Origin of the sequence: Acinetobacter sp. NBRC 100985 (assembly GCF_000241225.1) — a bacterium.
Lineage (GTDB): Bacteria > Pseudomonadota > Gammaproteobacteria > Pseudomonadales > Moraxellaceae > Acinetobacter > Acinetobacter venetianus.
Genome location: NZ_BAEB01000042.1, coordinates 22766 through 46147, shown reverse-complemented (window position 1 = coordinate 46147; position 23382 = coordinate 22766). Strand labels below are relative to the sequence as shown.

At 39.7% G+C, this 23382-nt stretch carries 16 protein-coding genes and 1 pseudogene; 6 read left to right on the top strand and 11 right to left on the bottom strand.

Going from position 1 to position 23382, the window contains the following annotated elements:
- The 5 genes and pseudogenes from ACT4_RS14985 to dnaE all read right to left on the bottom strand — a co-directional run.
- Window positions 1–2028, bottom strand: a pseudogene (locus ACT4_RS14985) (esterase/lipase family protein); the annotation flags it as partial.
- A 120-nt stretch (window positions 2029–2148) separates the two neighbouring features.
- The gene (locus ACT4_RS14980; RefSeq protein WP_007483543.1) at window positions 2149–3048 is read right to left on the bottom strand and encodes an ABUW_2363 family tetratricopeptide repeat lipoprotein; all 900 of its coding nucleotides are present in this window, start codon (window positions 3046–3048) and stop codon (window positions 2149–2151) included.
- Window positions 3049–3161: 113 nt separating this feature from the next.
- A complete protein-coding gene (gene cysE, locus ACT4_RS14975; protein WP_004878820.1) occupies window positions 3162–3980 on the bottom strand; it encodes a serine O-acetyltransferase in 819 nt (272 codons plus the stop codon).
- Entirely contained in the window at window positions 3973–4812 is an 840-nt protein-coding gene (locus tag ACT4_RS14970; RefSeq protein ID WP_007483540.1) for an RNA methyltransferase, read from the bottom strand. The genes cysE and ACT4_RS14970 overlap by 8 nt, the downstream gene beginning before the upstream one ends.
- A gap of 13 nt (window positions 4813–4825) precedes the next feature.
- On the bottom strand, window positions 4826–8389 hold the full coding sequence (gene dnaE / locus ACT4_RS14965; RefSeq protein ID WP_007483539.1) for a DNA polymerase III subunit alpha: 3564 nt from the start codon (window positions 8387–8389) through the stop codon (window positions 4826–4828).
- A gap of 215 nt (window positions 8390–8604) precedes the next feature.
- Here dnaE and ACT4_RS14960 point away from each other — a divergent pair, with 215 nt between their 5' ends.
- The gene (locus ACT4_RS14960; protein ID WP_007483537.1) at window positions 8605–9489 is read left to right on the top strand and encodes a tetratricopeptide repeat protein; all 885 of its coding nucleotides are present in this window, start codon (window positions 8605–8607) and stop codon (window positions 9487–9489) included.
- A gap of 58 nt (window positions 9490–9547) precedes the next feature.
- Here ACT4_RS14960 and ACT4_RS14955 read toward each other — a convergent pair whose 3' ends face one another.
- Window positions 9548–10978: a pyridoxal phosphate-dependent aminotransferase gene (locus ACT4_RS14955; RefSeq protein ID WP_004878829.1), complete on the bottom strand. Its 1431-nt coding sequence runs from the start codon at window positions 10976–10978 to the stop codon at window positions 9548–9550.
- 229 nt (window positions 10979–11207) lie between these two features.
- Here ACT4_RS14955 and msrB point away from each other — a divergent pair, with 229 nt between their 5' ends.
- The 4 genes from msrB to ACT4_RS14935 all read left to right on the top strand — a co-directional run bounded on the left by msrB (window position 11208) and on the right by ACT4_RS14935 (window position 13680).
- Window positions 11208–11627 carry a peptide-methionine (R)-S-oxide reductase MsrB gene (msrB, locus tag ACT4_RS14950; RefSeq protein WP_004878830.1) on the top strand — a complete coding sequence of 140 codons (420 nt, stop codon included), beginning with the start codon at window positions 11208–11210 and terminating at the stop codon, window positions 11625–11627.
- Complete coding sequence (locus ACT4_RS14945) at window positions 11624–12109, top strand: glutathione peroxidase (protein WP_007483534.1); 486 nt, start codon at window positions 11624–11626, stop codon at window positions 12107–12109. Before msrB ends, ACT4_RS14945 begins: the two co-directional genes overlap by 4 nt.
- Window positions 12110–12143: 34 nt before the next feature.
- A complete protein-coding gene (locus tag ACT4_RS14940) occupies window positions 12144–12983 on the top strand; it encodes an AraC family transcriptional regulator (protein ID WP_201786696.1) in 840 nt (279 codons plus the stop codon).
- Window positions 12984–13056: 73 nt separating this feature from the next.
- Complete coding sequence (locus ACT4_RS14935; protein WP_007483531.1) at window positions 13057–13680, top strand: LysE family translocator; 624 nt, start codon at window positions 13057–13059, stop codon at window positions 13678–13680.
- A gap of 42 nt (window positions 13681–13722) precedes the next feature.
- On the opposite strand, the gene ACT4_RS14930 is transcribed toward ACT4_RS14935, so the two are convergent.
- From ACT4_RS14930 to ACT4_RS14920, 3 genes are all read right to left on the bottom strand, one after another.
- Complete coding sequence (locus ACT4_RS14930; protein WP_007483529.1) at window positions 13723–16866, bottom strand: efflux RND transporter permease subunit; 3144 nt, start codon at window positions 16864–16866, stop codon at window positions 13723–13725.
- 10 nt (window positions 16867–16876) lie between these two features.
- Complete coding sequence (locus tag ACT4_RS14925; protein WP_007483527.1) at window positions 16877–18058, bottom strand: efflux RND transporter periplasmic adaptor subunit; 1182 nt, start codon at window positions 18056–18058, stop codon at window positions 16877–16879.
- 112 nt (window positions 18059–18170) lie between these two features.
- Entirely contained in the window at window positions 18171–18623 is a 453-nt protein-coding gene (locus tag ACT4_RS14920; RefSeq protein ID WP_004878842.1) for an Lrp/AsnC family transcriptional regulator, read from the bottom strand.
- 154 nt (window positions 18624–18777) lie between these two features.
- Between ACT4_RS14920 and ACT4_RS14915 the strand changes: the two genes are divergently transcribed.
- On the top strand, window positions 18778–19395 hold the full coding sequence (locus tag ACT4_RS14915; RefSeq protein WP_007483525.1) for a LysE family translocator: 618 nt from the start codon (window positions 18778–18780) through the stop codon (window positions 19393–19395).
- 47 nt (window positions 19396–19442) lie between these two features.
- Here the strand turns inward: ACT4_RS14915 and dapC are convergent, their stop codons facing one another.
- Both dapC and glnD read right to left on the bottom strand, forming a co-directional pair.
- On the bottom strand, window positions 19443–20612 hold the full coding sequence (gene dapC / locus ACT4_RS14910; protein ID WP_007483523.1) for a succinyldiaminopimelate transaminase: 1170 nt from the start codon (window positions 20610–20612) through the stop codon (window positions 19443–19445).
- A 64-nt stretch (window positions 20613–20676) separates the two neighbouring features.
- The gene (gene glnD / locus ACT4_RS14905; protein WP_007483522.1) at window positions 20677–23343 is read right to left on the bottom strand and encodes a [protein-PII] uridylyltransferase; all 2667 of its coding nucleotides are present in this window, start codon (window positions 23341–23343) and stop codon (window positions 20677–20679) included.
- Window positions 23344–23382 lie beyond the last annotated feature (39 nt).

The following is a 23382-nucleotide window of genomic DNA, read 5'->3' as shown; positions in this document are numbered from 1 at the left end:
CTTTTTTATACTTAATTTTTGGTTTATACAAACCATGATCAACCAAGTGTTGGCGTAAAATACGACGCAATTCTAAAACTGCAGCTGGTGTTTCTTGAATTGAATGTCCACCTGGAAGTATTTTTCTGAAACAGCACCATCTAAATGAGCGCTTTTATAAGTCACAATTCCATCTGTGATCACATTTGGATCATCACTTTTGGTAATGTTGCCCATGATAGAGTGGAACACCAAGCCTTTTTCCGGTGGAATATCAGCGGTAAGCTCCATAAATTTAGATTTTTTACTGAGATCACTTGGTCCATTTTGAATGACATCATTAGTGAGTGTTTTCACGAAATCTTTTAGATCAACATCATCACTGGTTAATGTATCTGCTAACGTAGTTAAGAAAGTTGCAGGAAGTTTAATAATTTTACGTGCTGCTAAGGTAAACCATCGATCGGCATAGTCTGTACCACGATGCGGTGCAGCGAGGAAAATCGCACGATCAAAGTTTGTAATTGGTTCCATTTTCAAGCGTTCACCAATCACAGGATGTTTTCTTAAACGTGTTTGCTGACGATTGCTCATCATTGCGAGTGCTTGTTTTGATATGTCTGCATCACTAACCAGCAATCGGCTGATGATTCCGCCCATACTATGTCCAATAAGCACAGAATCTTTAGCTGCTGGATCTTTTGGATTTAGTGATGCAAAAGCTTGTTTGAGTAATGCATAAATTTGAAAGCGACTCTCTAAAATTGGCATATTGGTAGAATAAAAAATCTGCCAAACTTGGTAGTGCTCACGTAAAACTGGATCACCCATGATGTCATTGGTCACAGCAATCCATGCTTCAGGGCTACTGGCCAAACCATGTACCAATACAATCACTTTTTTATTCGGATTATACGGTTCGAGCATATATAAATGAGGCATAGTTAAACGTTGATCACGATCAATCAAGGTTAAATAGGCCGCAGCACCTAAGTTATTTTCTGCAAGCCAAAGTCCATAGGGTGCTGAGAAATTTGCAGCGAGAGAGTATGTTTTTCCAGCAATATCAACTTTATCTACACTGTAGGGATCATAAACTTTAATTTCGAAATTGGGACTATTTAAAACATCGTCAACTGTTGCAGTTCTCTTTTTCGGTTGCGCAATAATGGTTGCTGCTAAATAGCGGGCTTTGTGAATATTTGGATTGATCCCTTTCGGATAATGATAGGTGAGAGGGTCAAGAATGTATTTATTTTCTAATTTTGATGGGTCACTCGCTGGAAATACCGCAACGAAATCTGAACCAAAACCATCTCGACGATTGATCGCACGTAAACCAGAAAAGTTCATATTATAACTAGAGATAAACTTCTCTAATTTCATATTTTGCAGTCGTTGATAAGCTTGTATATCAATGGTGTAGGTACTTTTACCAATTTTTAAGGTTGGTGCAATATCTTGAGAGGGTGTTCTCACATTATAGACATTTACCAGCTGTGTAAGGGCTTGGTTATAGAAATCTCTAATCTGAACTTGTCGGTTATCAAAAATTCGTTCTTGCGGTTGGCGCGAGGTTTTAAATAGATAAGCATAGCTATAGCGCAGACTTTTATCTAAAGCTTCTAGTTCTTGATCAATACATTTTTCATAGTTTTGCTGAATAATCTTTTGTTCATCATCAGACTTATGCTTACTTAATTTGCTAATTTTACATTCCGAAGATTCAGAAAGAAGCTTAGATTTAGCAAGATACAACTCACTCGCTGTAGAGAGCAATTGCTCATCAATAATTTCTGGAATCTTATGTAGATCAGCAATACATTGATCTGGATTCTGCATACAGACTTTTGATTCTTTACCAGACATCGAAAGAACATTCAGGCTGGCTTCACTCAGTTTTTTCTGAGTTAAGATACTGTTACGTTCGTTGGCGATTGTGACATTTAATGCCTGTTGTTTGAGACTAACAACTTGGCAACCACTCATTACGATTGTGCTCAGTATCGTGAGGGCGAAGAGACGATAATTTGGCTTGAATGCAGGCATTAGAATTCTATAAATATGCACAAAGATTATGGTTATCATACGAAATTTAATCGCTTTTTCAATGTACATAAAAAAATAGACCGTGAAAAAACGGTCTATTTTTACAAAAAAGGATGCAAATTAGTTCAGAACTTGCCAAACGTTCCAGCGTTTACCAGATTCAACTTCTTTGATTAAACGGTCGGTTACTTCTGCTTCATCAGGGTAATTGATCTTGTAGTTCTTTAACGTTTGAATTGCATTTTTCTTTTGCTCTAACCATAAATAGTTATTTGCAGCAGAAAGGTAAGCTTCTTGAACACCACCTTTAATTGCTTTGTCTAAGTAAGGAATGGCTTCACGTTGACCACCGCCTTCAGATAGACCGAAACCAAACCAGAAATTTGTTTCAGGATCATTTGGTTTGATCGCTAAAATACGTTGTGCGTAATTCAAAGACTTCGATGTGTATGAAGTACCTAAGTCTAAATTACGCGCCATAACGCTCGCTTTAAATGCACGTGTGAGAACATCCAGAGAAGCATTTGGCTTTTCCGCTAAAGCATCAAGCTTTTGAGTGATTTCTTTCAATTTTACTTCGTAGCCTTTGCGCTCTTGGCGATCAGGGAAGCGAGGTGGATAATGACGAGCTTTACCTTCAACAAGTTGTAAGAAATCATCGATTTCAGTGACATCAACTTCATTATCACCCGCGAGAACGGCATATTTCATGTTGCGTTCTTTGCTGTCAATCGTTGGTACTATGAGTTTATTGATATCTAAAGTTGCAGATTTTGATGGATCGTTTTGTAGAGAAACTACCATTTTTGTTACAGGTTGTGCAGAGGCATCTTTGAGTGCAACTTCAAAACTTGGAGGCGCATCATAGTTGGTTGGATTTAAAGCATAAAATGGTGCAGTAGGTTCTGGTTCTTTAAAAATGAACGGTTCGGTTGCCTTGTCCTTTTTAGTGGGAGCGATACCACATGCCGTCAAAACAGAAGTTGAAAGTACAAGTAGTGCCAAAGGCTTAAAATTCATGCTTTACATCCATTAATTTTAGTTAAATGAGAGGTAGATCGTTGGTTTCACCAGTCTAGGAAAAGCAAAACCAACTTGCAATGAGAAGCATGTTACATTTTTTATAAATTGTATTATGTTGCTGAAGTTTTACTCTGTGCCTCACATTCACGACGTAGTTCATCAATGATTTTGAGTTCTTCTTTACTAAATGGTTGAGTTTTTGAGCTTTGCCCTTTAAAGGTTGGGTCAAGCAAAGAAAGACGTTGGCAGAGTGTTGTCATGCGCTTCTCATTTTGTTGCATACGATCGAGTAAAACACGAATACCTTCCAAAATTGGATCAGATTGGTCTTGTGTAGTGGCATAAGGTTCAAAGCCAATAGTCGCTGCATAATCACGGCGGCGTGCCTCTTGTTCTGTTTGTTCAGTTGTTGCTTGCTCTTTGAAAATATAACGTGCAGGACTACCAACAGCAGTTACACCTTCAGGGACTTCTTTGGTAACGACAGCATTTGAACCAACTTTTGCACCTTTATGCACTGTAAATGGTCCTAGTATTTTCGCACCAGCGCCTACAACCACGCCATCTTCAAGTGTTGGATGTCGTTTGCCTTTATTCCATGTTGTACCACCCAGCGTCACACCATGATAAAGCGTTACGTCATCACCAATTTCAGCAGTTTCACCAATGACGACACCCATGCCGTGGTCAATGAAGAAACGTTTTCCAATTTTTGCACCGGGATGGATTTCGATACCTGTTGCAAATCGGCTAAAAGAGGAAAGTAAACGTGCCGTACCTTTATATTCTTTTTTCCAGAGCTCATGTGCCATACGATGCATAATCAGCGCATGAATTCCTGGATAGGTTGTTAAAACTTCAAGTGTATTTCGAGCAGCAGGATCACGCGCAAATACAGCTTCGATATCTTCTTTAAGCTGTTTAATCATGAGAATGATCCTCCTTGTTAGTTTTTTTCCATGAGCCGTTGGCTAATGCTTGTGCACGACTGAAAATACCACGTAGTAAATGATATTCCATACGATCTAATTGTATTCTGCCAAATAAACGACGCAAACGTAAAGGGAGTAAGCGCGGGTTATTTGGATCTAGAAACTCGATATCAGTCAACATCTTCTCAAGATGTGGGTAAAATTCTTCCATCTGTTGTTGGGTGACTAGAGGTTCATCCCATTCCATGCTTTGCTGTTGTTTAAGCTGCATGTGGTCATTTGGAATCTCAGTATTAGATTGATTTTGTTCTAAAGCTGCCATACGCAATTCGTAGCAAACCACTTGAATTGCTTGTGCAACGTTTAATACACCATATTCAGGATTCACTGGAATAGTTAAATGATAGTTTGCCAATGCGAGTTCTTCATTGGTCAGTCCACGATCTTCGCGACCAAACACAATTGCAATATTTTGATCTTTACTTGCAGCTTGTAATGCTTCTGTTGCAGCAGGGCGCACGTCCAATAAAGGCCAAGGAATGGTACGACTGCGGGCACTTGTACCAAAAACAATGTGGCAGTCTTGGATGGCTTGCTCTAAAGTCTCAACGATCTCAATTTTTTCGATCAGATCTTGGGCACCAGCAGCAAGTGCATCAATGTCTGGATGCGGATAAGTTTTCGGTGCAACGAGAACAAGGTTTGATAAACCCATCGTTTTCATCGCACGTAATGCACTACCAATATTTGCAGGAAGTGTCGTATTGACCATCACAATACGCACATGCTCCAAATGTTTGGACACATTATTTTGGTCAAACTGATTCATATATTATCCAAAATTAAGAGTATTGAGAGACTTCGGCTTGATAAAGATCTAAAGCTTCATCCATTGACATATTTGCAGGCGGTGGGGCAACAACACTGACTTTGGGTGTTTCAACCGCTTTAGCCGCTTTTGATTTGACTTGGTATTCGATGTGAATTGCTTCTTTACCAAAATAATCACGTAATTTACCCAGTAATTCATCTAGTGGTGCAACTTTCCATTGAGGGCCTAGATGTAATTCAGCCGTTGCAAAACTTTGCTCTACTTGTATATGTATGCCGATATGTTGGCACATATCGACATTGCAATAAGGTAGCAGCATATTTTGTAAATCTTTGGCTAATGTCTTGGTCATTAAATCATTTGGCAAACGAATTTGAATGCTTTGCGCACGCTTTTGGCGAATTTCATTTAAGTTAAAGGCTTTGCTTAATCTAGCCATCGGGCGATCAAAGCCTTCACGCTCGTAGATTTCACCTTCAATGACCACAACCTGCTCTAAGCGAACAATATCTTTGTAACGTTGGAAGCGTTCATGATTACAACTGACTTCAATACGCGCTGTACCATCATCAAGCGTGATCATGATGCGATTTGGGAAGTTTGCGACATCTAGTACTAAACCAGCAAATACTGTCGTTACACCTCGGCGTGTCGGTGTGACTTCATTGAGTTTTGCAGGAATAAATGATTTTAATTCAGAACGATAAACATCAATTGGATGACCTGTTAAATACAAACCGAGTGTATCTTTTTCACCTTTTAAGCGAACTTCGTCTGACCATGGTTTTACGGGTTTAGCAGGTTTACGTTGGACTTCTTCAACTTCACCAAACAGGTCCATGATACCTGTTTCACGATTGCTCCGTGCTTGTTCAGCTGCTTGAACAGCTTCAGGAAGTTGCGCCATTAAACTTGAGCGTTCGATACCAAGACAATCCAATGCACCTGCTCGAATAAGTGCTTCAAGGGTACGTTTATTGATTTTTTTAAGGTCAATACGATGGCAGAAATCAAATAGATCTTTATAAGGTCCGTCATTAATCCGTGAATCAATCACAGATTGCATAGCTTGCTCACCAACGCCTTTGATCGCGCCTAAACCATAAACAATCGTTTGTTCATCACTTGCATGGAAATGATAGAGCGACATATTCACAGAGGGTGGAAGCACTTCTAATTTGTTATTACGGCAGTCATCAATCAAGAACACGACACTATCAGTGTTTTGCATTTCCGATGACATCACCGCAGCCATAAATTCAGCTGGATAATGCGCTTTTAACCAAGCTGTATGGTAGGCAACCAGTGCATACGCGGCGGCATGGGATTTGTTAAAGCCATAACCTGCAAACTTTTCCATGTAGTCGAAAATATGGTTGGCAGTGGCTTCGTCAATCTCTTTTTCAGCAGCACCTTTAATAAAGATTTGGCGTTGTTTCACCATTTCTTCAGGTTTTTTCTTACCCATTGCACGACGAAGTAAATCCGCACCACCAAGCGTGTAACCCGCGCAGAACTGAGCTGCCTGCATTACCTGCTCTTGGTAAACCATGATCCCGTAAGTAGGTTCAAGAACACCTTCTAGTAAAGGGTGTAGGTATTCAAACTCTCCACCATGCATACGATGGATGAAGTCGGGGATTAGATCCATCGGACCCGGACGGTATAAGGATACGAATGCAATAATTTCTTCGAATTTGCTTGGCCTTGCTTCTTTCAGCATTTTTTTCATACCGACGGATTCAAACTGGAATACCGCGGTTGTATTGGCTTCAGCAAAGACTAAGTATGCATCTTTATCATCTAAAGGTACATTGGAAATATTGAGTGGTACTTCGGATTTGATGCGCTTATTGATATTTTGAACCGCATCTTCAATTACAGTTAAGTTACGCAAACCCAAGAAGTCGAACTTAACTAGACCCGCAGCTTCAACGTCATCTTTATCGTATTGTGCAACACGGTTAGTACCATCTGCATCACACAGCACGGCAGAGTAATCGGTAATTTTACCCGGCGCAATGACCACACCACCCGCATGCTTACCTGTATTACGGGTGATGCCTTCGAGTTTGAGTGCCATTTCCCAAATTTCACTGGCATCATCATTGTCTGGGTTGGCAGGGTTGGTGACAATATCTTTGAGTTGAGGTTCAAGTTCAATGGCTTGTTTTAAGTCAACTCCTAGCGGTTTAGTCGGAACCATTTTCGAGATGCGATCTGCTAAACCATAAGATTTACCCAAGACACGTGCAACGTCTCGAATCGCACCTTTTGCGGCCATCGTACCAAAGGTTGCAATCTGTGAAACAGCCTGACGACCATAGTTTTGTGCCACATATTCAATAACACGGTCACGACCTGCGATACAGAAATCGACATCGAAGTCGGGCATCGAAACACGTTCTGGATTCAAGAAACGTTCGAAGAGTAGATCGTAACGAAGTGGATCAAGGTCGGTAATTTTTAAGCTATAAGCAACTAAAGAGCCTGCACCAGAACCACGACCCGGTCCAACAGGCACACCATTATTTTTTGCCCACTGAATGAAGTCCATGACAATTAAGAAGTAGCCAGGAAAGCCCATTTTCAAGATAATGTCGACTTCATACTTAATTCGTTCATCGTAAGGCTTACGAATGTCAGCCCAGTCTTCATCACGTTCAGCGATTGGATAAAGATGATTTAAGCGTTCTTCCAGACCTTCACGGGATAAATGTTCGAAATAAGTATCGATGGTATAACCATCGGGAATAGGAAAGTCTGGTAAGAAATAAGTACCTAACTGTAACTCAACGTTGCATCGTTTTGCAATTTGATAGGTGTTTTCGATTGCACTAGGAATATCTGAAAATAGTTCAGACATTTGCTCAGCTGTTTTGAAATATTGTTCAGTACTATAGTTTTTAGGTCGTTTATCATCGCCTAATACATAACCATCAGCAATACATACACGTGCTTCATGTGCTTCAAAGTCATCTTGTTCAACAAAGTGAACGTCATTATGCGCAACGACGCCAATTTGATATTTTGCTGCAAGTTTTACTGCTTGCTGAATAAAATCCTCTTCACCACTACGATTGGTACGGGTGAGTGCGAGGTAGACACGATTACCAAATTTTTCAATCCACGCTTCTAATAATGGTTCTGCCTTTTGCGGATTTGATGAGCATAGCATTCGGCCAACATCACTGTGTTGGCCTAAAAGAATGATTAAATCTTCTGATTGCTCAAGTACCCATTCTTTTTGAATGCATGGAATACTCAGTTGCTGACCTTCAATAAATCCACGAGAAACGATTTCTGTGAGATTTCGCCAACCAGTATTGCTCATTGCTAATAGGGTTGCTTTATGCTCAGCATCATTTAAGCGAATGACACTTCCCATAATCGGTTTAATACCTTTGCCGAGGCAAGCACCATAAAATTTGACTGCTGCATGTAGGTTCGATAGGTCAGTAATTGCCAAAGCAGGCATTTCTTCTGCGACTGCAACTTTGACCAAATCTGGTATGCGAACAATCGATTCAGTGATCGAAAATTCTGTATGAATACCGAGATGAACAAACTGCATAGAAGGAATATCCTGTTTTCAAACCAACGCATAGTTTAGCACGCAAACCCAAAATGACATGCCTAATATTTTGGCAAACCGTAGTTCGCCGTAAATGATTTTAAAAAAGTTAAAATTTAACGTATGAATTTTCAGTGTTTATAAATAATGATGTACTAAGATTGATTTGTAGATAGAATGTATTCGTATAAAAATGTAGCAAAGTGAGTCACATAATGAAATTAAAGAATATCGCTCTTTCCATATTATTAATGAGCAGTTTATGGGGGGTTGCTCATGCTGAGGACGTTGTATTTAGTCAGGAGTTAGTACAGCAAGCAAAATCAGGGGATGCGGTCGCTCAAAATAATTTAGGGGATGCTTATTACTATGGCTATGACGTTGATCAAGATTTTGAAAAAGCTTTAGAGTGGTTTAAAAAAGCGGCTGCAAAGGGCAATGCAGATGCGCTTTTCTCAGTTGGCTACATGTATGACTATGGTGAAGGCGTTAAGGAAGATAATCTGACTGCTGTGAAATGGTATACGCAAGCGGCTCAGAAAGGTCAGCTCTATGCGCAATACTATCTCGGTTTCCTTTACCTGTATGGCGATGACGGCGTTACTGTAAATACTAAAAAAGGTTTGGAGTGGATGACAAAGTCAGCGGATGCTGGACTAGATATTGCTCAAGCAGAACTTGGTCATTTATATAATGATGGTATTGAAGGTGTTCCACAAGATTTGAAGAAAGCCCTTGCATATTACCGTTTGGCGGTAAAACAAGGCGAACCTGCTGCTATCAATAACTTAGGTATTTACTATTTAGAAGGTAAAGGTGGAATTAAACAAGATTATAAAGAAGCACTTAGATTATTTACTTTAGCATCAGAAGCTGAGAATGGTTTAGGCTCATCTAATATTGCTTATATTTATGAAGAGGGCAAAGGCGTAGCAAAAAACTATAAGAAAGCAGCTGCGTATTACGAGCTTGCGGTTGAGCAAGGTGAAAATGATTGCTTATTAGATCTCGCTAGATTGTTTGGAAAAGGCGGCTTTGGTTTGACCAAGAACACAGAGATTTCTCAACAATATGAAGATCAGTGGGATGAGTTGCAATAACCAAAGTGATTTAGAGTTATAAAAAAAGAGGAAGCATTTAAGCTTCCTCTTTTTATGTTTAACGCATCTTTGATAAGAAACGACTTAGACGGTTAATTGCTTCACGTAATTCGTTCTCCGCAGGTAAGAATACTACGCGGAAGTGATCTGGTGTTGGCCAGTTAAAACCAGTACCTTGAACCAATAAGACTTTTTCGGCAGTTAATAAATCGAGCATTAACTTCTCATCATCTTCTACAGGATAAATCTCAGGATCAAGTCGAGGGAAGCAGTACATTGCGCCTTCAGGTTTTACACAGCTTACACCTGGAATTTCATTTAACATTTCCCAAGCAATATTACGTTGTTCATAGAGGCGACCGCCTGGACGAATCAAATCATTAATAGACTGATAGCCACCTAGAGCTGTTTGAATTGCATATTGTGCTTGATGGTTGGCACAAAGGCGCATTGAAGCCAACATATCTAAACCTTCAATATAGTCAGCAGCACGTTTCTTGTCACCAGTTATCGCCATCCAACCCGCACGATAACCTGCTATACGATAAGCTTTAGATAAACCATTAAATGAGATGCAAAGCTGATCACCAGCCAATGCTGCTAAAGCAACATGCTCGATACCGTCATAAATGATTTTGTCGTAAATTTCATCTGCAAATAAAATCAAATCATGTTTTTTTGCTAAAGCAACGATTTGTTCTAATACATGCCGTGGGTAAACAGCACCAGTTGGGTTATTTGGGTTGATAACCACAATACCGCGAGTATTTGGCGTGATTTTACTTTCCATATCCGCAATATCAGGATACCAGTAGTTTTCTTCATCACATTTATAATGAATTGCTGTACCACCAGAAAGATTGACTGCTGCTGTCCATAATGGATAGTCAGGCATTGGAACGAGCATTTCATCACCGTCGTCCAACAACCCTTGCATTGCCATCACGATGAGTTCAGATACACCATTGCCAACGTATACATCATTGACATGCATATCGAAAATGCCTTTTTGCTGATAATACTGGCAAATCGCTTTACGCGCAGGGAAGATACCTTTTGAATCTGTATAACCAATTGCATTCGGCAGGTTTAAAGCAACGTCATTAATAATTTCTTGTGGTGCTTCAAAACCAAATGGAGCAGGGTTGCCGATATTGAGCTTGATAATTTTATGCCCTTGCTCTTCCATTTCATTGGCGGCGCGCAATACTGGTCCACGAATGTCGTAACAAACATGCTCAAGTTTAGATGATTTTTTGATTTCTCTAGTGGTTTGAGCTGAATGGGATGTAGCAGTATTCTTAGACATAGAAGGGCTCACCTTTGCATATCGGTATAAGTAACTCTTAAAGGTTTCGACTGTAACCAAATTCAGGTTGTGTTGATCTCTCAGTAATTCAACAATCTTTTCATGGGTAAAGCCTGATTGTTGATATTGCCTGATGGTTGGTAAAAGATTTTTAAAAACCACACTTTTTTTCTGTGACATTTTTTGTCCTATACAACCGAGCTGAACAAGAATAACACTATCTTTGCTTACTTGAAAGATGAAGTAAATAAATTTTGCTTACTTTTGTTTTTTAAATTTGCTTACTATTTGCTATCTAATATTAAGCATTCAAAATATAAGAAATTGTACGATCTGAGACTAGAGTTTTTGTTTTGAATGGCGTAAATATAAAACCTGAACTTTAACAACAGAATAAAAGGTGCAGGTTATGGGTAAAGTAAATAAGACGGATCGCGAGTGGCAAAGAGAATTATCAGCAGAAGAATATCGAATTACTCGTCAAAAAGGCACAGAACCAGCATTTACAGGACAATATTGGAACAGTAAGCAACAAGGTATATATGTATGTCGTTGTTGTGGTGCTGAGTTATTTACATCAGAAACGAAATACGACAGTGGATGTGGTTGGCCAAGCTTTTTTAGACCAATCGATGGCACAGCAATAGATGAACATGAAGATTTATCGCATGGTATGGTCAGAACAGAAATTGTCTGCCATGATTGCGAGGCACATTTGGGTCATGTGTTTGAGGATGGCCCACAGCCGACGGGACTGCGTTATTGCGTGAATTCGGCATCATTACAACTTAAAACACAAGAAAAGAATGACGAGGAAACTTATCCATGAGTAACATTTATCAGTTTGAAGCTGAATTGTTAGAGGGAGAAACAAAGGCACTTGCTGATTATAAAGGCAAGGTCATGCTGATTGTAAATACTGCAAGTAAATGTGGGTTTACACCACAATTTGCAGGGCTTGAGAAACTCTATGAAAAATATAAATCTCAAGGTTTAGAGGTATTAGGTTTTCCTTGCAATCAATTCGGGGGGCAAGACCCGGGAACAAATAAAGAGATCGGTTCATTTTGCCAGCGTAATTATGGGGTGAATTTCCCAATGTTCGCAAAAGTGGATGTAAAAGGGCCTGAGGCGCATGTTATTTTTCGTTATTTAACACGAGAGGCAAAGGGAATTTTAGGTAGCCGTAATATTAAGTGGAATTTCACTAAGTTTTTAGTTGGACGCAATGGTGAGGTTTTAGAGCGTTATGCACCAACAACTAAACCAGAAGCATTAGAAGCTGATATTGAAAAGGCATTATCAAAGTAAATGTTGCTATCCCAGAATTAATTGAGGTTTCTGTTTGGACTCAACTGTTGAATTTTGGACTCATTCAGCCATGCCTTATGTTGAAACACGTAGGGCATGTCAAAGTCGCATATGTTATCAATCACACAGCCATCCCACATTTTCAATTGGTGCTGTTGATGAGGGGCAAAGTTGTTTTTCAAGTGCTTTTGGCAAAAATGAAATAATCAAAGCTAAAAGTATCGTTGTTATTCCTGCACATGTTGAACACTCATGTAATCCATTCTCCAATCAAGCATGGAGCTACCAAATGATGCATCTTGATGCAGCATGGTTAATGAGGCTGTTAAACGAGTTAGAGATGGAAATTGGCAAAACATGTACTCAGCAGATGACACCTTTTCCAAAACTAAGACCAAAGATTATTCATCATGTTAAAGTTTATGAAGCTTTTACTGAATTAAATCAAATCTTGTTTGATAAGAAAATTTCACTATTCGAAAAAGAACAATCTCTCATTCAGGTTTTAACCGATATTCTTATACCGAATTTTGAGTGGGAAAGCATAAGTTCTTCTGGTTATTTTCAGCAATATTTACCAGATTTAATTCTCCATCTTCAGTCAGATGTTGAGAATTTATCTTTAACGCATTTAGCTGAAAAAATGAAAATCAGCCGCTATGCGTTGATTCGCTTATTTAAACATTATTTTGGTTTCACACCGCATGCCTATCAACTGAATCACAAGATCAATCAAGCGCGTGAACGATTGAAAGTTGGTGCTGATATTGCTCAAGTTGCATATGAGCTTGAGTTTGTTGATCAGAGTCATTTTCATCGTGTTTTTAAAATGCTGACTGGTGTAACTCCTAAGCAATATTCTAAAAAAGCGTAATCCTCGCAATTTTATACAAGAACATAATTCAGCACTTTTTTACTCTAGCTCCTGATTTTTTAGGAGTAGATCTATGGAGCTTTTTCTGACCATTGCAGTAACGCATTTCATTGCATTACTGATGCCTGGGGCAGACTTCTTTTTAATTTTAAAAACTCTTTTGCAAAGTCAGAAAGTTGCAGCACGAGCGACTTGTTTTGGTATTGCGTTAGGTAATGCCATTATTTTAGTGGTTATTTATTGCAGTTTATTTATTATTGGTGCAATAAAAACTGAATTATTGATAGGGATGAAATGGTTAGGGGCATTTTATTTTATATATCTTGCTGTTCAATGCTTTCGATCGGCTCGCCTTAGTCAGATTGTTCGAGGTCAATCGGAAAATACTTCTTCTGTTCAGCAGAATGAAAATCTATTCAAGTCTTTTCTGTTAGGACTACTTTCGAGTTTATTAAATCCTAAAAATCTGATGTTTTATAGCGTTTTGGTGATCTTGATTTATCCTCAATATAATTTTGTTCAAAACTTTTTGATTTGTTCATGGATGGTCCTTTTGGTACTGATTTGGAATCTAAGTATTGTGCAACTCATGAGTTCGAATATTTATTTATCATGGTTAAATCAGCATATTCATCATTTGTACTATCTCGCTGGTACGAGCTTTCTCTTTTTCATGTTGGTGCTGGTATTTTCCTAAATAAAAAAGACGGTGATTAAACCGTCTTTTTGAAGTAAATAATTACGATGACTCAATCGGTTGCTGCTTGGTTTTTCTAAAACCATGCAATTTTCGATTGATATCATCAATGAATGTATATACCACAGGAATTACCAGCAAAGATAAGAATGTACTGGTAATTAATCCACCTATAACTGAGATTGCCATTGGTGCACGGAAACTTGGGTCTGTACCAATCCCAAGTGCAATAGGTAACATGCCAGCCCCCATTGCTAGCGTCGTCATGATGATCGGACGTGCACGCTTATGGCAGGCATCCAATAGGGCATTTATCCTCGAATATTCTTTTTCCTTTCTTGCAATAATCGCGTAGTCCACGAGCAGAATCGAGTTCTTACTTGCGATACCCATTAGCATAATCAGGCCAATTAGACTTGGCATTGAGAAACTACTTTTTGCTAAAAGGAGTAGAACAAATGCACCGCCGAGTGATAAAGGCAATGCAACCAAAATCGTAATTGGCTGTAAAAAGTCTTTAAATAGAAGAACTAAAACGACATAGATACAGAGTACGCCAGTTAACATTGCCAAGCCAAAGCTTGAGAATAATTCTTGCATGACTTCTGCATCACCGATGTTGGTGCGTTTTACTGGTGGTGGTAGATTTTTCATCGTTGGCAATTGATCAACTTTGGCAGCAACATCACCTAAAGGTTGATTGTTGAGTTCAATGTTGAAGTTAATGTTACGCAAGCGATTGAAGCGATCAATTTGAGAAGGGCCACTTTCAATATTCACCTCCGCAATCGTACCGAGCATAATTGGGCCATGACTTCCTTTAACCATGAGCCGCTTCATGAGTTCCTGATCTTGACGTGCTTGTAACGGTAGTTTGATTACGATAGGAACTTGGCGTTGCGAGAGGTTGAGTTTTGCTAAGTTTTGGTCAAAATCTCCCGCCGTCGCGATACGTAAAGTTTCAGCAATGTCATAAGTCGTAACACCTAAATCAGCGGCTTTCGCAAAATCAGGTCGAATCACCAACTCAGGTCGAATCAATGCAGCACTTGAGGTAATGCTACCGATATTAGGAATCGTGCGTAATTCACGTTCTAACTTACGTGCGGTTGAAATTAAAGTTTCAGGATCATCACCTGAAAGTGAAAGTTGGTATTGGCTATTATTTCCAGCTAAACCAACTTGAATACGCGCTCCGGGCACAGGGGCAAGTCGTTGACGTATTTCATTTTCAATATCTTGTAAACTTGCGCTTCGATCTGATCGTTCTGTGGTTTGGATCGTTAGCGTTGCTTTACGAGGTTCTGTTGATGCACCACCCGCAAACGGATCAGTTCCCGCCGCACCACCACCAATCGTAGTGTAAATGCTTTTTATTTCAGGATGATCTTTAATTAAATCACGCGCATATTCCGCCGTTTTTAACGTGTCGGCAAATTGTGAGCCTGGTGTTAGCTCAAGACGGACTTGTGTTTGACCTGTATCTGGCGGTGGCACAAAGCCTGTTGGGAGTAATGGAATCAGCATCACTGAGCCAATAAAAAAGGCAATCGCACCGAATAGGGTAACCCAACGATGATTTAGACACCACGTCACTAAACTCATATAGCCACGCATAACACGTCCATCTTTAGAACGATCATGGGCTAATCGAGTTGTTCCTTGGTCATTTAAAGCAACTTGATTTTCTTCAGTTGTGTCTATTTTGCCCACCCAAGGCTTGAGAATATATGCAGACATCATTGGGGTCAGTAGACGAGCAACAAGTAATGATGCAAAGATCGCAAGCGCAGCTGTCCAGCCAAACTGGACAAAAAATTTACCTGCTATACCGCTCATAAATGCAGTTGGTAAGAACACTGCAATCAAGGTGAATGTCGTTGCAATGACAGCGAGACCAATTTCATCAGCAGCTTCCATTGCTGCTTCATAAGGTGTTTTACCCATCCTCAAATGTCGAATGATATTTTCAATTTCAACAATTGCATCATCAACCAAGATGCCGACAACCAAGGACATTGCAAGTAGGGTTACGGTATTTAGTGTAAATCCAAAGTAATACATACCAATCATGGCAGGTAGGATTGAAAGTGGTAGAGCGGTTGCAGCAATAATTGTTGCTCGCCAATCACGTAAGAATAACCAAACCACTAAAATCGCTAAAATTGCACCTTCATATAACAGTGACATTGAGCCTTTGTAGTTATCAGCTACAGGTTTTACGAAGTTAAATGCTTCCGTAATTTTTATATCAGGGTGCGCGGCTTTGAGTTGATCCAGTGCTTCGATTACGCCTTTTTCAACATCGACTTCACTTGCACCTTTACTGCGAGTAATTTCAAAACCAATAACAGGTTTGCCATTTAACAGTGCTGCGGAGCGTCTTTCAGCAATGCCATCATGAATTTTTGCAACTTGATCTAATCGAATATGGCGCCCATCACTTAGTGCAATATCCATTGCACTAATTTCAGCAGCAGTTTTTACCGTTGCAATGGTACGAATGGATTGTTCGCTCCCCCCAATCTTGGTTTGACCACCAGAAGCATCTTGCTGTGTTAGTCTAAGTTGGCGTGTAATATCTGTTGCCGTTGCATTCAGTGCTAACAGTTTTTCTGGATCAAGTTCTACTTCAACTTGGCGGGTAACACCGCCAACGCGAGAAACAGCTCCAACACCTTTAACTTGAAGCATCGCACGCGAGATATCATAGTCTACAAACCATGACAGGGCTTCTTCATCCATCTTCGGAGATTGGATGGTATATGTGAGAATAGGAGAGCCGGATAGATTAATTTTACTAACAATTGGATCTCTTAAATCAGCAGGAAGATCAGAGCGAACTTGTGAAACAGCGTTGCGCACATCATCAACGGCTTCTTGTAAGGGTTTCTCTAATTGAAATTCGGCTGTGACAGTTACTACACCATCTTGAATTTTAGTGTATTGATTTCTTAATCCTTGTAAGGTTGCTATTGAGTTTTCTATTTTTCGGGCAACTTCTGTCTCAAGTTGTGGTGGTGCTGCACCGGGAAGTGCTGCCGTGACAGTCACCATCGGCAATTCAATATCAGGAAACTGTTGGATTTTCATCCAGTGGAAACAGAGTAGACCTGCCAATCCCAACATAATGAAGAGCAGAATGCCAGGAATTGGATTTCGGATTGACCAAGCGGAGAAATTCATTTTAATTCTCCTATTCGGTTACAAGCTGTTTGGTCAATGGTGTTTCAGGAATATCTTTAGCAACCGTCACCAAATCACCATCTGTTAAGAAGCCTGTACCTGATGAAACGAGTTTGACATTACTATTTGCCAAATCTAAGATTTCGACCCGATCACCAACGCGACGTCCAACAGAAACTTTCTGTTGGCTGACACGGTTTTGCTGATCGACGATAAATACATAAGAAAAGCCATCGCGTAACAGCAACGCAGTCTGCGGAATCGTGAGCGCCGATTTTTGACCTAAATCAAATTCGCCTTTTACAAACATGCCCATCCGAACAGCTTGTGTTGTTGGTAGGTCAACATAAACCAAGCCATAACGAGTCTGCGGATCAATCACAGGAGCAATCATACGCACCTTACCTGAAACTGCTGGTTGAGCTGGATCAGGAGAGAAGACACGAGCATTCATGCCTTCTTTTAACTTGTATAAATCTTCAGAAGTGACTTCAGCACGCCACTCCAAGCGCTGATCTCTGATCAGGCGGAATAGCTCTTGACCTGTTTGAGCAAGTGATCCAACAGTAGCGGTACGTGCGGAGATTACACCATTGTCTGGTGCGACAATCTGAGTTTGAGCTAAACGAAGCTGATTACTTTCTATTTGTGCTTTTGCAGCATCAAGGCGAGCTTGAGCAGTCGCTTGCGAGGTTTGATATTGAGTGGATTCTTGTGCAGAAATCGCACCTGTATTTTTAAGTTGCTGGATGCGTTTATTATTGGTAATTGCATCGGCTAAAACTGCCTGTGCTTCTGCATAGCTTGCTTTTGCAGCCGCTAAATCGGCTCGAATCGTATCGCTATTGATTTCGGCTAGAACTTGCCCACGACGAACTTTATCGCCTACATTGACATTAACTTTTGTTAGTCGTTGTCCCGAAAGCTCACTACTAATAACAACTTCTTGCCAAGCTGCGATATTTCCATTGGCTGTAAAGGTTTGCTTCCAGTTCTGAACTTCTGGTTGAATTACCGTTACTGTTAATGCAGCCTTTGGCGATAAATTGCCATCGTTTTGATCTTTGTTTTTGGCTGTATTTTTATCAGCCTTAACTTGCCAAATCACGACACCGATCATTAAAATTACGATGATGATTGCTAATATAAACCAAACTTTTTTCTTAGTTTTCTGAGGAGTTTGAGAAGCCATCTTTCCATAGTTAACTTAATATTGATGGCTAAGTATAGACGAAGATTTCAACAGATGGTCAATCACGGATGGATGGATGCAAAAATTAATAGATGCACATCATCCGTTTTAGTTAGAGCGGTAGCAAACGATTGGTCACTACATTTTTCATCACAATAGTTGAGGTTAATCGTTGAACATTAGGCAGTGCAGATAAGCTATCATCATAAAGTTTTTGGAAGCTGGCTAAGTCTTTAGCTACGACATGTAATAAATAGTCTGGATTGCCAAATAAGCGTTGAGCTTGAATCACATTAGCAATATCACTGACTTTCTCTTCAAAATTTGATAAGGCTTTCTTATCACCATCTTTTAACGTCACGAAAATAATCGCGGAAAAATTAAAGCCAATTTGCGAAGCATCCAGATCAGCATGATAGCCTTTAATAATTCCCAGTTCTTCTAATGCCTTCACTCGACGGTGACAAGGGGATAGGCTTAAGCCAACCCTTTCAGCGAGTTCTGTAACAGATAATCGCCCATTGGCTTGAAGTTCAGCAAGAATTTTCTTATCAGTGCGATCCATATAGAAGAATTTACCCTATAGCTTTTAAAATGTAGAAACATTTGAAAGAACATTTCCATCATTAAAGCATATTCTCTCAAACCAGTCTTCACCATTTGGTGAAAAATAAATTCTGATTTCAAAAGTAATTTGCTTTGCTGCTCTAGGTGCAATTATGGAAATGAATGTTGTTCTTGCTTTCTGGTGTGTTTCCATTTTATTTGTCTTAACACCTGGGGCGGATTGGGCGTATGCGATTTTGGCAGGTATAAAGGGTAAATTTATCGTCACTGCTGTTATAGGTTTGGTGCTGGGGCATTTTATTGCCATTCTCTGTGTTGCTGCTGGAGTGGGGGCTTTGCTCAGCCATTATCCTGTTTTGTTAACAGGGCTGACCATTGCAGGTGCATGCTATTTGTTGTGGATGGGGATAAATTTATTGATTAAACCTGCTGTTATTTCAAATCATTCAGATCAAAATGTTGCATTAGATTCTGCTAAATTATGGTTGATTAAAGGTGTTGGAATTAGTGGCTTAAATCCAAAAGTTTTATTACTTTTCTTTGCTTTATTACCACCATTTATTCATCCGCAAATGGCTTTATCTCCAACTGCGCAAATCATGTCACTTGGTGTCATTCATTTAATTAGTTGTGCGATTGTCTACGTTTTAGTTGGGTTTGCTGCAAAGAAACTATTAAGTACCCGACCTTATGCGGTCAAAATTGTTAGTCGAATTTCAGGAGGGCTTATGGTGATGATTGGATTGATTTTAATTGTAGGTCAGAGTTAGTCCGTGATAAAAGAATCCACGTTGTTACGTGGATTCTTAATAGTAGGCTATAAAATATTTTTCAAGCGTTTAACAACTTCTTCACATTGCGCTAGATCTGCGACCAATGCCATACGGACATGACCTTCACCCGGATTACCTTGTTCTGTATCACGAGATAAATAACGCCCAGGTAAAACTTTAATATTGGCTTTTTCTAGGAGTAATTTTGCAAAAGTTTCGTCATTATCCACTTTCAGCCAATAGTAGAAGCCCGCATCAGGTTTTTGCAATCGAAGTAAATGTCCAAGTTCAGATTGGAATAACTCAAACTTTGTACGGTATTGCTTACGATTTTCTTCAACATGTGTTTCATCATCCCAAGCAGCAATAGATGCTAATTGATGCTGCACAGGCATTGCCGCGCCATGATAAGTACGATATTGCAAATATGGTTTTAACAAAGCCGCATCACCTGCAACAAAACCAGAACGCATACCCGGCAAATTTGAGCGTTTAGAAAGTGAGTGGAATACGATACAGTTTTTATAATCGTCTCGTCCTATTTCTGCGCACACTTCTAGTAGACCAATAGGTGCTTGATCAAACCAAAGCTCTGAATAGCATTCATCAGATGCAATTACAAAGTTGTATTGATCTGAAAGTGCAATCAGCTTTTTAAATTGTTCTTTTGATAAAACAGCACCCGTTGGATTGCCCGGTGTACATACAAATAATAATGCTGTTTTTTCCCAAACTTCAGCAGGAACAGCATCAAAATCACCTAGATACCCATTTTCTTCTGTACAGTTAATGAAGTAAGGTTTTGCGCCAGAGAGCAATGCCGCACCTTCATAAATCTGATAGAAAGGATTTGGCATAACGATATAAGGTACATCTTCGCGCTTAATTAATGCTTGAACAAAAGAAAAAATACCTTCGCGTGTACCAGAAACAGGCAAAATATGATCTTCTGCACTAATTTGATTTAATTTGAAGCGCTGAGTGAGCCATTTTGCAATACTTTGACGCAGTTCAGGTAAACCTTTGCTATTTGGATAAGTCGATAAATGTGCAAAATTTGCAATAATCGCTTGTTTAACGAACTCAGGCGCAGGATGTTTTGGCTCACCAATTGATAGTGGAATCAAAGGCAGATTTGCAGGTTGCACATCTTTGAAAAGTTGGTTTAACTTTTCAAATGGATAAGGATGCAATAGAGACAAGCTGGAGTTCATTTAAACAATTACCCAAGATAAGTGTGGAGAATCCTTCTTTTGAAAAGAAGGATTCAGTAGGATTCTAAGATGGATTACAAATTTGATTAGATGCTTCATCTAAAGCAGCTTTCAAGGTTTCCGCAAAAAATTTAACTTCTTCGTCATTCAGCAGTACACCATTTTTCTTGGTGACAAAGAAAATATCTTCCGCACGCTCGCCCAACGTTGCAATTTTGGCTGAGTGAATATCGAGACCTTGCAACATAAATAACGCACCAATACGCGCTAACAAACCCGGTTGATCGAGCGTAGAAATTTCTACCATATGTTGTTGTAAGGCTGGGTTAAGTACGATATCAACTGTATTTTGAATGTCAAAATGACGTAAATGACGAGGAATTCGACGTTGCATAATCCCTGGATACTGATCTGAATGACTCAATGCATCGACCAGTGCAGATTTAACTTTGCGTTCACGTTCAGGGTCTGTCAATAATGTGCCGAAACGATCGAGTACCAAGTAAGTATCTAAACTGAAATCTGTACTTGCCGTGATAATTTTTGCGTCTTGAACATCGAGATTCATGCGATCCAATACAGCAACGGTTGTTGCAAAGAGATTTGCTTGATCGCGCGTGTAGATAAAGATTTGCACTGCATCTTGTGCTGCATTTCGATGTGCACGTAATAAGACCAATGGCTCTGGATTATCACCGTGTTGTAAAATAGCTTGCGTGTGCCATGCAATTTCATTGGCAGATTCTTTTACGAAATATTCATCACCAAGTTCTTGCCAAACTTTTTCGACTTCTGCTAATGAAAAATCATTTACGAGCAATTCACTGGCAGCGAATTTAGTATCTTCAATGAGCATTTGATAATCAACAGGACGGCCTAAGCCAGAACGAATGACATCACGTGCATAGGTGTAGAGTTGACGCATCAATGAAGCACGCCATGTATTCCAAAGCTTAGGATTTGTGGCATTAATATCTGCAACAGTCAATGTGTACAAGTAGTCCAAATGCTCCATGTCACCGACTTTTTCAGCGAACTCTTTGACTTCATCAGGGTCGGAAATATCTTTTTTCTGTGCAGTAAGTGACATCAGCAAGTGATTGTTGATCAACCATGCAACGAGTTTACATTCACGCTCAGTAAAGCCGTGCGTGCGGCAGAATTCAATTGCATCAATTGCACCGAGTTCACTGTGATCACCACCACGACCTTTGGCAATATCATGGAAAATTGCTGCTAAATAAACAATGTCATGTCGAGCAATACGTTGGAACACTGAACTGACGACAGGGAAATCTTTAGCAAACTCAGGTTCTTTAAAACGACTGAGGTTACGCAGTAAAAGCAGGGTATGTGCATCGACGGTATAAATATGGAAAAGATCATATTGCATCAATCCCATAATTTGCCCGAAAGCAGGAATATAATTGCCTAGTACACCATAACGTTTCATCGCGACCATGGTGTCGTACAAACGATGTGGAGAACGAATAATCGACATAAACAAGGCTTGGTGTTCAGGATTGTCACGGAAACGTTGATCAATACGTTTTGCAGCTAAAACCAACAAGCGTAAGGTACGGGCACGAATACCTGTAATTTCTGGGCGATTTGCAAGTAGATAAAAGATTTCTAAAATTGCACTTGGTTCTTCAGAGAAAACCTTATGGTGTTGAACAGCAAGTTTGCCATCTACAATTTTGAAACGATCATTAATGTCTTCAATTTCACGTTCATAATCGGTCAAACGTGGCGTAATCACTGATTCATTGAAGTAGGCGAGTAGCATTTCGTTTAAAGTAGAAATTTGCTGAGCAGTCCGATAATAACGCTTCATGAACTGTTCAACAGCGAAATTGACAGGCTGACCTTCTTCACGCACATAGCCAAATTTTGCAGCAATATCACGTTGATATTCAAACAATAATCGATTTTCATCACGCTTAGCTAAACGATGCAAATGGGTGCGAATTTCCCATAAAAAGCTTTCAGCTTCTTCGAGAACTCCCAGTTCAAACTCAGTAATAAAACCGAGATGTACAAGGTCATAGATACGATTGACACGGAAATGGCGCTTAGCAATCCAACCGATCTGATTAATATCTCGGATCCCGCCGGGTGCATTTTTAATATCAGGTTCTAAATTGCTTTCAGTATTGTTGTGCTGCGCATATCTTTTTGCTTGCTCTTGCATTTTTGCATCATAGAAGGTTTTATCCGTCCATGTTTGCGCAACGATACGACGTGGCCATTTAGCAAGTTGTTCATTACCTGTAATCAGACGAGCTTCAATCAATGTGGTTGCAACAGTTAGATCATTTGCAGCTTGATCTACACAGTTTTGAATGGTACGAACACTGGTACCCGGCTTAAAATTTCCAACATCCCAAAGAGATGAAATAAAAGCAGAAATGAGTTTGCCTTGCTCCTCACTAATTTCATCTTCAGATAAAATCATAATGTCGGTATCTGAATAAGGCAGCATTTCACGGCGGCCATAACCGCCGACAGCAAATAAGCCTAATTCAGTTTGATCTAAACCTGCGTGATTCCATAAAAAAATCAGAGCTTCATCAATAGAGTTTGATCGAGCTTTGATGACTTCACGGATAGGTTGTCCATTTTCATAACTCTCTTGTAATTGTTTCTCTACTTCTGTTCGCCATTGATTAATGGCTTGAATATCATGATGACTGGTGACGTAGTTCAACAACGGAGATGTATTGATCATGAAAATGTTCTTCTATCAAAGTCTTTCTTTATCCTGAAA

Excerpts from the sequence above, each read along its gene's own strand:
- ACT4_RS14935 (WP_007483531.1), top strand. The coding sequence starts at position 13,057 with ATGGAGCTTTTTCTGACCATTGCAGTAACGCATTTCATTGCATTACTG.
- msrB (WP_004878830.1), top strand. The coding sequence starts at position 11,208 with ATGGGTAAAGTAAATAAGACGGATCGCGAGTGGCAAAGAGAATTATCA.
- dnaE (WP_007483539.1), bottom strand. The coding sequence starts at position 8,389 with ATGCAGTTTGTTCATCTCGGTATTCATACAGAATTTTCGATCACTGAA.
- ACT4_RS14960 (WP_007483537.1), top strand. The coding sequence starts at position 8,605 with ATGAAATTAAAGAATATCGCTCTTTCCATATTATTAATGAGCAGTTTA.
- ACT4_RS14955 (WP_004878829.1), bottom strand. The coding sequence starts at position 10,978 with ATGTCACAGAAAAAAAGTGTGGTTTTTAAAAATCTTTTACCAACCATC.
- dapC (WP_007483523.1), bottom strand. The coding sequence starts at position 20,612 with ATGAACTCCAGCTTGTCTCTATTGCATCCTTATCCATTTGAAAAGTTA.
- ACT4_RS14930 (WP_007483529.1), bottom strand. The coding sequence starts at position 16,866 with ATGAATTTCTCCGCTTGGTCAATCCGAAATCCAATTCCTGGCATTCTG.
- ACT4_RS14925 (WP_007483527.1), bottom strand. The coding sequence starts at position 18,058 with ATGGCTTCTCAAACTCCTCAGAAAACTAAGAAAAAAGTTTGGTTTATA.
- ACT4_RS14970 (WP_007483540.1), bottom strand. The coding sequence starts at position 4,812 with ATGAATCAGTTTGACCAAAATAATGTGTCCAAACATTTGGAGCATGTG.
- ACT4_RS14915 (WP_007483525.1), top strand. The coding sequence starts at position 18,778 with ATGGAAATGAATGTTGTTCTTGCTTTCTGGTGTGTTTCCATTTTATTT.
- glnD (WP_007483522.1), bottom strand. The coding sequence starts at position 23,343 with ATGATCAATACATCTCCGTTGTTGAACTACGTCACCAGTCATCATGAT.
- cysE (WP_004878820.1), bottom strand. The coding sequence starts at position 3,980 with ATGATTAAACAGCTTAAAGAAGATATCGAAGCTGTATTTGCGCGTGAT.
- ACT4_RS14980 (WP_007483543.1), bottom strand. The coding sequence starts at position 3,048 with ATGAATTTTAAGCCTTTGGCACTACTTGTACTTTCAACTTCTGTTTTG.
- ACT4_RS14920 (WP_004878842.1), bottom strand. The coding sequence starts at position 18,623 with ATGGATCGCACTGATAAGAAAATTCTTGCTGAACTTCAAGCCAATGGG.
- ACT4_RS14945 (WP_007483534.1), top strand. The coding sequence starts at position 11,624 with ATGAGTAACATTTATCAGTTTGAAGCTGAATTGTTAGAGGGAGAAACA.